A 7,907-nucleotide genomic window follows, 5' to 3' on the forward strand; every position below is an offset into this window, starting at 1 on the left:
CGACTGCGAGGCGCCGGCGGCTTGACCAAAAGGTTGGATCTTGAGTACGCCGGGATGCGCCTTCCCCTCCTCCATCGAAACGCTTTATAGCGACCACCACTCCTGGCTCAGGGGCTGGTTGCGCCGACGCCTGGGCAACGCGGATCAGGCCGAAGACCTGGCGCACGACACCTTCATTCGTCTCCTGAGCAGTGAACGCATTCCCGCCACGCTCACGGAACCGCGCGCGTTTCTGACCACCGTGGCGCAGCACCTGGTGTCCAACCACTGGCGCCGCGAGAAGCTGGAGCGCGCGTATCTCGACGCGCTGGCCCAGGCGCCGCAAGCCGTGCACTGGTCGCCCGAGGACCGGGCCATCGTGCTGGAAACCTTTCTGGAGCTGGACCGCCTGCTGGACGGCCTGCCCGCCATCGTGCGGCAGGCCTTTCTGCTGTCCCAACTGGAGGGGCACACGCATGTCCAGGTCGCCGACGCGCTGGGCATCTCGGTCCCCACCGTCAAGCGCTACCTCGTCAAGGCCTTGCAGCGCTGCTGCTTTGCCGATCTTTCCTTTACCGGATGACCCGGCGCATGTCCGCCTCGTCCTGGTACGGCAACACGCGCGACGCCTCCACTCTGCCGCCCGCCGTTGCGCAACGCGCGCTGGAATGGCTGGTGGAATTGCAGGACGACCCCGTCGCACCCGAAACGGTGCGTGAATGGGCCTCATGGCGCGCCGCGCACCCGGACCACGAGCGCGCGTGGCTGCGCATCGAATCCGTGCAGGGCACGCTGCGGCCGCTCGCCGGACCCGCCAACGCGGCCATCGCGCAGGCAACGCTGGCCGCGCCCGCCTCCGCCCAGCGCCGCCGCGCACTGAAAACCATGAGCGCCCTGGCCATTGCGAGCGGCGCGGCCTGGGGCGTCAGCCAGATCACGCCGTGGCGCACCTGGACATCAGACCATCGCACCGCCATCGGCGAACGCCGCAACCTTTCGCTGCCGGATGGCACCCGCGTGGTGTTGAACACGGATAGCGCCATCGACGTGCGCTACACCGCCGAACACCGGCGCGTGACGCTCCTCGCGGGCGAGATCCTGATCACGACCGCCCATGAATCGAGCGGGCCCAACCGCCCTTTCTGCGTCGAGACCGCCCACGGCACCGCCCGCGCCTTGGGCACCGAGTACGCCGTGCGGCTGCTGGATGGCTCGACGGAGGTCAGCGTGTTCCAGGGCGCGGTCCAGATCCGGCCGCGCAACGACGCCGAACACGCACTGACGTTGCAGGCGGGATTGCGCGCCAACTACTCGGCGAGCCGTGTCGCGCAGCCCGCCGCCGCCGAGGAAAACCAGGTCGCCTGGAAGGACGGCTTCATCGTCGCTCGCAGCATGCGCCTGGCCGACTTTGTCGCCGAGCTGGGCCGCTATAGCCGTGACACGATCAGCTGCGACCCTGCCGTGTCAGACCTGAGGCTGTCCGGCTCGTTTCCCGTCAGTAATGTCGACAAGGTGCTGGCCGCGCTCAGCGCCACGCTGGATATCCGCGTCGAAACCGAGACGCGGCTCTGGCGCGGACGCCGTCTGCACCTCATCGCCGGCCCTGGCGCGGCACGCCCCACACCGCCGTTACAAAATAGTTGATCCGTTTTGCGATCTGGCGGGTCAAGGCAGGTGAGCACACAGCAACCTCACCTCTCTGAAAGGCCAGTTCATGAATCACGTCCGGGCGCCCAAGCGCCAGTCCTCCCGTTTCCTGCGACGCGCGGCCACGGCGCGCCTGGCGGGCCGCATCGCCACCGCCACGCTGCTCGCGGCGCCCGCGCTGGCCATCCCCACCGCCGCCCACGCGCAGGCCGCCGCCACCCGCAGCTTCGACATCCCCGCGGGAACGCTCGAAGACGCGCTGGGCCGCTACGGACGTGAAGCCGGCATCGTGCTGTCGTTCCGGCCCGAAGTGACGGCCGGCCTGCAAAGCAACGGGCTGCGCGGCACGTACGCCGTGCGCGGCGGACTGGAAGCCCTCCTGGCCGGCACCGGCATCCGCGTGCTGCCGCAGTCGAACGGCAGCTACGTGCTGGACCGCCCCCCCGGCGCGGGCATCGCCACCACGAACCTGCCCGCCGTGACGGTTACCGCCTCCGCCGCCGATCCCAACCTGCCCGCGCCCTTCGCGGGCGGCCAGGTGGCGCGCGGCGGCGGCTTGGGCGTGCTGGGTACGGGCGACGTCATGGACGTGCCGTTCAGCACCACCAACTACACCTCGCAGATGATCGAGAATCAGCAAGCACGCACGCTGGCCGACATCGTCATCAGCGAATCCTCGGTGCGCACCACCACCTCCAGCGGCGGCTTTTCCGACGAGTTCCAGATTCGCGGCTACTCCGTGGCCGCGGGCGACGTCGGCTTGAACGGCCTGTACGGCCTGGCGTCCGCCAGCCGCATGCCCGCCGCCATGATGGAGCGCGTCGAAGTCCTGAAGGGCCCCGGCACGCTGATGAACGGCATCGGCCCCAACGGCAGCATCGGCGGCGGCATCAACATCGTCACCAAGCGCGCCGGCGACGAGCCCCTCACGCGCCTGACGACCACCTACCAGAGCAAGTCGCAACTGGGCGGCCAGCTCGACATGGGCCGGCGCTTTGGCGACAACAACGAATGGGGCATCCGCGTCAACGGCGTCTACAGCAACGGCGACACCAACATTGACGACGGCAGGCAGGAACAAGGCGTTGGCGCGCTGGCGCTGGACTATCGCGGCGCCAAGCTGCGCTGGTCGCTGGACGCCTACACCCAGCACGAGAACATCGACAACTTCCGCCCGCAGATCGGCTTTCAGTCGAACGTGACGTCGCTGCCCTCGCCGCCCTCGGGCCACCGCAATTTCTACCCGGGCACCGAACTCAAGCTGAACGATTCGACCGTGGCCACCCGCCTCGAGTACGACATCAACGACCACCTGATGGTCTACGGCGCCACCGGCTACCGCTACGGCACCGCCGAGCAGACCTTTCCGTCGGGTCCCGCCGACGCGCTGGGCAATTTCACGGTGTCGAACGCCTACTACGACTCGTACTCGCGCACGTGGACCGGCGACGTCGGCCTGCGCGCCCGCTTCGACACCTGGGGCATCGGCCACACCGTGAACCTGTCGGCCACGCGTCTGGACCAGGAGTCCGGCAACGCCTACGTCACGTCCTCCGGTCCCGGCGTCCCGTCCAGCATCTTCCGTCCCGCCCCGCTGCCGCCGGTCACCGCCGACCGCGGCGCGCCGCAAAAGGCATCCAAGACCGAGCTGACCAGCTACACGCTGACCGACACCCTGTCCTTCGCCGGCGACACCCTGCTGATCACCGGCGGCATGCGCAACCAGCGCGTCGCTCTCGACAACTACTCCACCGCCACCGGCGCGCGCACCGGCTCGTACGACGAAAGCGCGATCTCGCCCGTCGCCGGCATCGTCTTCAAGCCGATCTCCAACGTCTCGCTGTACGGCAACTTCACGTCAGGCCTGACGCGCGGCGGCATCGCGCCCGCGACCGCGGCCAACGCCGGCCAGGTCTTCGCGCCGTACAAGTCCAAGCAGTATGAAGCGGGCGTCAAGGTCGACTGGGGCAAAATCATCACCAGCGCCTCGGTGTTCCAGATCACGCGTCCCAACTCGATGACCGATCCCGACACGCGGATCTACAGCTTCGACGGCGAACAGCGCAACCGCGGCCTGGAACTGGCAGCCTTCGGCGAAGCCATGCCGGGCCTGCGCATGATGGCCAGCGCCACGTTCTACGACGCCACGCTCAAGCAAACCGCAGGCGGTGTGAACGACGGCAATGACGCCAACGGCGTGCCGAAGAACACCTTCAACCTGGGTGTGGACTGGGACACGCCGTGGGTTCACGGCCTGAGCCTGAACGCCCGCGTGATCCACACGTCGTCGATGTACTTCAACGCGGCCAACACCGTGAGCCTGCCCTCGTGGACGCGCTACGACATCGGGGCGCGTTACAACACCGAGATTCTGGGCCGCGCCGTGGTGTTCCGCGCGAACATCGAGAATCTCTTCAACAAGGACTTCTGGCTGGCCAGCGGCTCGTACGCGACGGTTGCCGCGCCGCGTACGTTCCTGTTGTCGGCGCAGATTGATTTTTGAGGGTGACTGGCGTTCTTTGAGCGACGCGTAGGTCGCCAACATGCTGGAGCCGGCCCTTGCGAAGGGGCCGGCTTTTTTATTGCTTGCGGGAGAGCAGCGGGTGGCATCGACAGGTTAGCCAACGTACCCACCCACAAAGCGGATGTACTTCTAGAAGCCCGATAGTTCGCTTACGTGTTCGCGCGTCACGGTGCTGTCCTGGACTCGAGATCCATGTCAGCAGGCCACTTCACTTCGGGCGCGAGACGCATGGAAATGCTGTACCAAGGCAATTCACCATGGTCACGGGGTGATAGGAATGACGTGCTCCCCGCAGCGACAGACCCATCCCACCCGCCGATACGCGTCCGGGTCCGCCCATGAAGAAAGCGTCCGCCGCGAACAGAGGATCGCATTGGACGCGCATGCAATGCGCCGCCATTACGTCACACCGGCATAACTTTGAATATCAGCAGAGTCTTAGATTTCGCCGGGCGCAGTCGCAGGACGTGCAAAGCTCCCCCCTCACTGCTCGATCACTCGTCGCTCCTATCACCGCGCCTGCGCCGCCACGTATTCCCTCAACGTCTGAACCAGCGCCACCGCAGCGGGAGACAAGCTACGGTTGCGGGCCGTCACCAAGCCAATCGAACGCTCAGCCACCGGCGCCGTCAGGCGCCGCTGCACGATGCCGGTCTGCGCCACCGCGCCAGCGGCGATCTCCGGCAACGCCGCGACCCCGAAGCCGCATTCGACCATTGCCACGATGGTCGTCAGGTGTTCGGCTTCGAAGGCGGGCGCGAAGCGGATGCGGTTTTGCAGGAAAGCCCATTCCGTGTACTGGCGCACACTGCTCGGATGCACCATCGACACATGCTCCGCGCCGGCCGTGTCGGCCCAGCGCAGCGGACCCTTTGCGCGCGCAAGCGGATGCGCCTCGGGGATCAGCAGGATGAAGCTATCGGACATCAGCGGCACATAATGCAGGTCGGCGTGCTGCGGATCGGCGGCGGTCAGTGCGAAATCGACCTCGCCCGCGCGCACCAGGTCGAAGGCCGGACCGGAGAGCGTGTCGCGAACCTTCAGCGCGACATGCGGATGCGCCTGGCGGTACGTCATCAAGACGCGCGGCAACAGCCGAGCAGCCAGCGATGGCAGCGCCGCCACCGAGACCTGCCCCTGTTCCGCACTGGAGATGCTGCCTACTGCGGCGATGGCGTCGCGGAATGCCGCCTGCAGGGTCGCGGCCTGCTGCAGGAAGACCTCGCCCGCCGCCGTCAGCCGCACCGTGCGCGTGGTGCGGTCGAAGAGGCGCACGCCCAGCGCGTCCTCGATCCGCTGGATCTGTGTGGACAGCGCGGATTGCGACAGATGCAACTGCCCGGCGGCCTGGCGGAAATTGAGTGTGCGGCCCAGCACCAGCGTCGTGTCGATGTCGCGCATCGACAGGTTGATCTGCATGATTTGTCCCCGACTTATTGATCTGATTGACCGATCATTCTATTCAAAAATTCTGATTCATCAATCAACCGTGCTTCTCTACACTCGCGCCCAAGCGTGGTTTCAGAATCAGGAGAACAGCATGCAGAAAGACACAAAGGCGCTGCCCAATCCGGGCGCGGCGCATGCGGTGGTGGTGGGCGGCGGCACGATGGGCGCGGATGTCGCCGTCGTCTTGACGCGAGCGGCGTGCCGCACAACGGTGATCGAATCGAATGCCCAGCGCGCGGCCGGTCTGCCGGCGCGAGTTGCGGAAAACTTGAAGACCATCGGACGCGAGGAAAACGCCTCCCTGCTGGCCACCGCGCCGTCGCTGGACGACGTGGACTGGTCGACGGTGGATCTGGTGATCGAGTGCATTCCCGAGCGTCTGGACATCAAGCAGGCGCTCTTTGCGGACTTGGCGCGGCGCTCGCGGCCCGATGCGATTCTGGCCAGCAACAGTTCCAGCTTCCCGATCAGCGCGATCAGCGAAGGGCTGGACACCCGCGGCCGCATGCTGGGCCTGCACTTCTTCATGCCGGCGCATCTGGTGCCGCTCGTGGAAGTGGTGCTGGGCGAGGCCAGCGATGATGCCTGCGCCGATACGCTGATCGACTTCATGCGGCGCTGCGGCAGCGTGCCGGTCAAGGTGAAGCAGGATCTTCCCGGCTTTTTGGCAAACCGCCTGCAGCATGCGCTGTCGCGCGAAGCCTTCGACCTTATCGACCGGGGCATCGCGTCGCCCGAGGATGTGGATGCCGCAGTGCGCTTCGGCTTCGGCTTCCGGTTCCTCGCGGCGGGTCCCGTGATGCAGCGCGATCACGCGGGCATCGACGTGCACGCGGCGGCCGGCGCCACGATGTATCCCACGTTCTGCAACGCCGACCACCCCGCGCGCTGCCTGACCGAACGCGCCGCCGACGGCCGGCATGGCATGAAGGCAGGCGAAGGCTTCTATGCCTGGACGCCGGAGACCATTGCCGCCGAACGCGCCCGCTACGACAGGCTGCTGCGCGCGGGCCTGGACCTGATCGCTCCCGAACTGCCGGAGATCAAGCCTTGAATATGCCTACCTCCGACTTCGTGGCTGGGTCCCTGCCCCGCGCCGCCCTGGCCGACTCGCCCGTCATCATTACCGTCGCGCCCAACGGCGCCTACAAGAAGGCCGCCGATCACCCCGCCGTGCCGCTGACCGCGGAGGCGTTGGCCGCCGAGGCTCGCGCATGCCTGGACGCCGGCGCCGCGATGATGCACATGCATGTCAGAAAGCCCGACGGCAGCCATCTGCTGGACGCGCAGGCGTACCGCGACGCGCTCGCAGCGGTGCAGCGCGCGGTTGGCGACGACCTGCTGGTGCAGGTGACCAGCGAGGCGGCGGGCGTCTATCAGGCGGCCGAGCAGATCGCCATGGTGCGCGAATTGCAGCCCGAAGCTGTCTCCATCGGCCTGCGCGAAATTGCCGTGCCCGGCATTCCGGAAGCGGAGCTGGCGGCGTTCCTGGCGTGGCTGGCCGAGCGGCGCATCATGACGCAGATCATCCTGTACGACGAAGCGGACGTGCGCCGCTGGCTGTCGCTGCGCGCGCGCGGGCTGGTGCCGCCGGGCGCCTGGTCGGTGCTGTTCGTGCTGGGACGCTACAGCGCGGGACAGACGTCGTCGGCCTACGATCTGCTGCCGTTCCTGGCCGCGTACGATCATTCGTTGCCCTGGGCGATCTGCGCCTTCGGTCCCGAAGAAAACGCCTGCGTCACGACCGCGGCGGCCTTTGGGGGCCACATGCGCGTGGGCTTCGAAAACAACCTGAAACTGCGCGACGGGTCGGTGGCGCCGGACAACGCGGCGCTGGTCGCCCAGGCCGCGCAAGGCGCGCGGGCGCTGGGCCGGCCGCTGGCGACGGCTGCGGACGCGCGGCGCATCTACGGCGCGATCGGTTAACGCATCGGCGGTTGACCCGCTCCGGACTAATTTGCAACGGGTTAATGGGCGGCCGGCGATCCGGCGGCCGGTCCCCCGCCCCCCCCGACCTCTCCGACATTATTTCGCTGTGTTGCAACATTGACGCAGCGCAAGCTCATCTGCTACAAACTTTCGCATCCGTACGTTTAACGCAATACCCCTACAAGTTTCTGCTGCGAGGTGGTGTGTGCAAGACGAATCCGATGGCTACACAAAAGCCCAGGAACTGCGAAGTTTCCTATTCCTGACGGCAGTCATGGCCCCGGTGTTGGCAGTGATCATCGTGGCCGGGTACGGTTTTGCGGTCTGGATCTACCAGATGTTCGCAGGCCCCCCGGGAAGCTGATGCAAAGCCTGCGCC

At 66.9% G+C, this 7,907-nt stretch carries 7 protein-coding genes; 6 read left to right on the forward strand and 1 reads right to left on the reverse strand.

Annotation, left to right across the window (positions count from 1 at the left end):
- The first annotated feature begins 40 nt into the window (after nt 1–40).
- The 3 genes from AC6LJW_RS26650 (at nt 41) to AC6LJW_RS26660 (ending at nt 4,129) form a co-directional block, all read left to right on the forward strand.
- On the forward strand, nt 41–562 hold the full coding sequence (locus AC6LJW_RS26650) for a sigma-70 family RNA polymerase sigma factor (protein ID WP_498088739.1): 522 nt from the start codon (nt 41–43) through the stop codon (nt 560–562).
- Between the two features lie 8 nt (nt 563–570).
- Nucleotides 571–1,623 carry a FecR family protein gene (locus tag AC6LJW_RS26655; RefSeq protein WP_498088740.1) on the forward strand — a complete coding sequence of 351 codons (1,053 nt, stop codon included), beginning with the start codon at nt 571–573 and terminating at the stop codon, nt 1,621–1,623.
- A gap of 70 nt (nt 1,624–1,693) precedes the next feature.
- Nucleotides 1,694–4,129 carry a TonB-dependent siderophore receptor gene (locus AC6LJW_RS26660; protein ID WP_498088741.1) on the forward strand — a complete coding sequence of 812 codons (2,436 nt, stop codon included), beginning with the start codon at nt 1,694–1,696 and terminating at the stop codon, nt 4,127–4,129.
- Between the two features lie 531 nt (nt 4,130–4,660).
- On the opposite strand, the gene AC6LJW_RS26665 is transcribed toward AC6LJW_RS26660, so the two are convergent.
- Nucleotides 4,661–5,569: a LysR family transcriptional regulator gene (locus AC6LJW_RS26665; protein WP_056569904.1), complete on the reverse strand. Its 909-nt coding sequence runs from the start codon at nt 5,567–5,569 to the stop codon at nt 4,661–4,663.
- A gap of 121 nt (nt 5,570–5,690) precedes the next feature.
- On the opposite strand from AC6LJW_RS26665, the gene AC6LJW_RS26670 reads away from it, so the two are divergent.
- The 3 genes from AC6LJW_RS26670 to napE all read left to right on the forward strand — a co-directional run bounded on the left by AC6LJW_RS26670 (nt 5,691) and on the right by napE (nt 7,892).
- Nucleotides 5,691–6,653, forward strand: coding sequence for a 3-hydroxyacyl-CoA dehydrogenase family protein (locus tag AC6LJW_RS26670; protein WP_056569902.1), 963 nt, complete (start codon nt 5,691–5,693; stop codon nt 6,651–6,653).
- A 2-nt stretch (nt 6,654–6,655) separates the two neighbouring features.
- Nucleotides 6,656–7,525, forward strand: coding sequence for a beta-keto acid cleavage family enzyme (locus tag AC6LJW_RS26675; protein ID WP_056569900.1), 870 nt, complete (start codon nt 6,656–6,658; stop codon nt 7,523–7,525).
- A gap of 208 nt (nt 7,526–7,733) precedes the next feature.
- Entirely contained in the window at nt 7,734–7,892 is a 159-nt protein-coding gene (napE, locus tag AC6LJW_RS26680; protein ID WP_056569899.1) for a periplasmic nitrate reductase, NapE protein, read from the forward strand.
- Nucleotides 7,893–7,907: the final 15 nt, after the last annotated feature.

It is taken from the genome of Achromobacter sp. 1012554356 (assembly GCF_059760815.1).

What these genes read in the sequence shown, in the direction of transcription:
- AC6LJW_RS26655 (WP_498088740.1), top strand. Translation starts at nt 571, where the DNA reads ATGTCCGCCTCGTCCTGGTACGGCAACACGCGCGACGCCTCCACTCTG.
- AC6LJW_RS26675 (WP_056569900.1), top strand. Translation starts at nt 6,656, where the DNA reads ATGCCTACCTCCGACTTCGTGGCTGGGTCCCTGCCCCGCGCCGCCCTG.
- AC6LJW_RS26670 (WP_056569902.1), top strand. Translation starts at nt 5,691, where the DNA reads ATGCAGAAAGACACAAAGGCGCTGCCCAATCCGGGCGCGGCGCATGCG.
- AC6LJW_RS26660 (WP_498088741.1), top strand. Translation starts at nt 1,694, where the DNA reads ATGAATCACGTCCGGGCGCCCAAGCGCCAGTCCTCCCGTTTCCTGCGA.
- AC6LJW_RS26665 (WP_056569904.1), bottom strand. Translation starts at nt 5,569, where the DNA reads ATGCAGATCAACCTGTCGATGCGCGACATCGACACGACGCTGGTGCTG.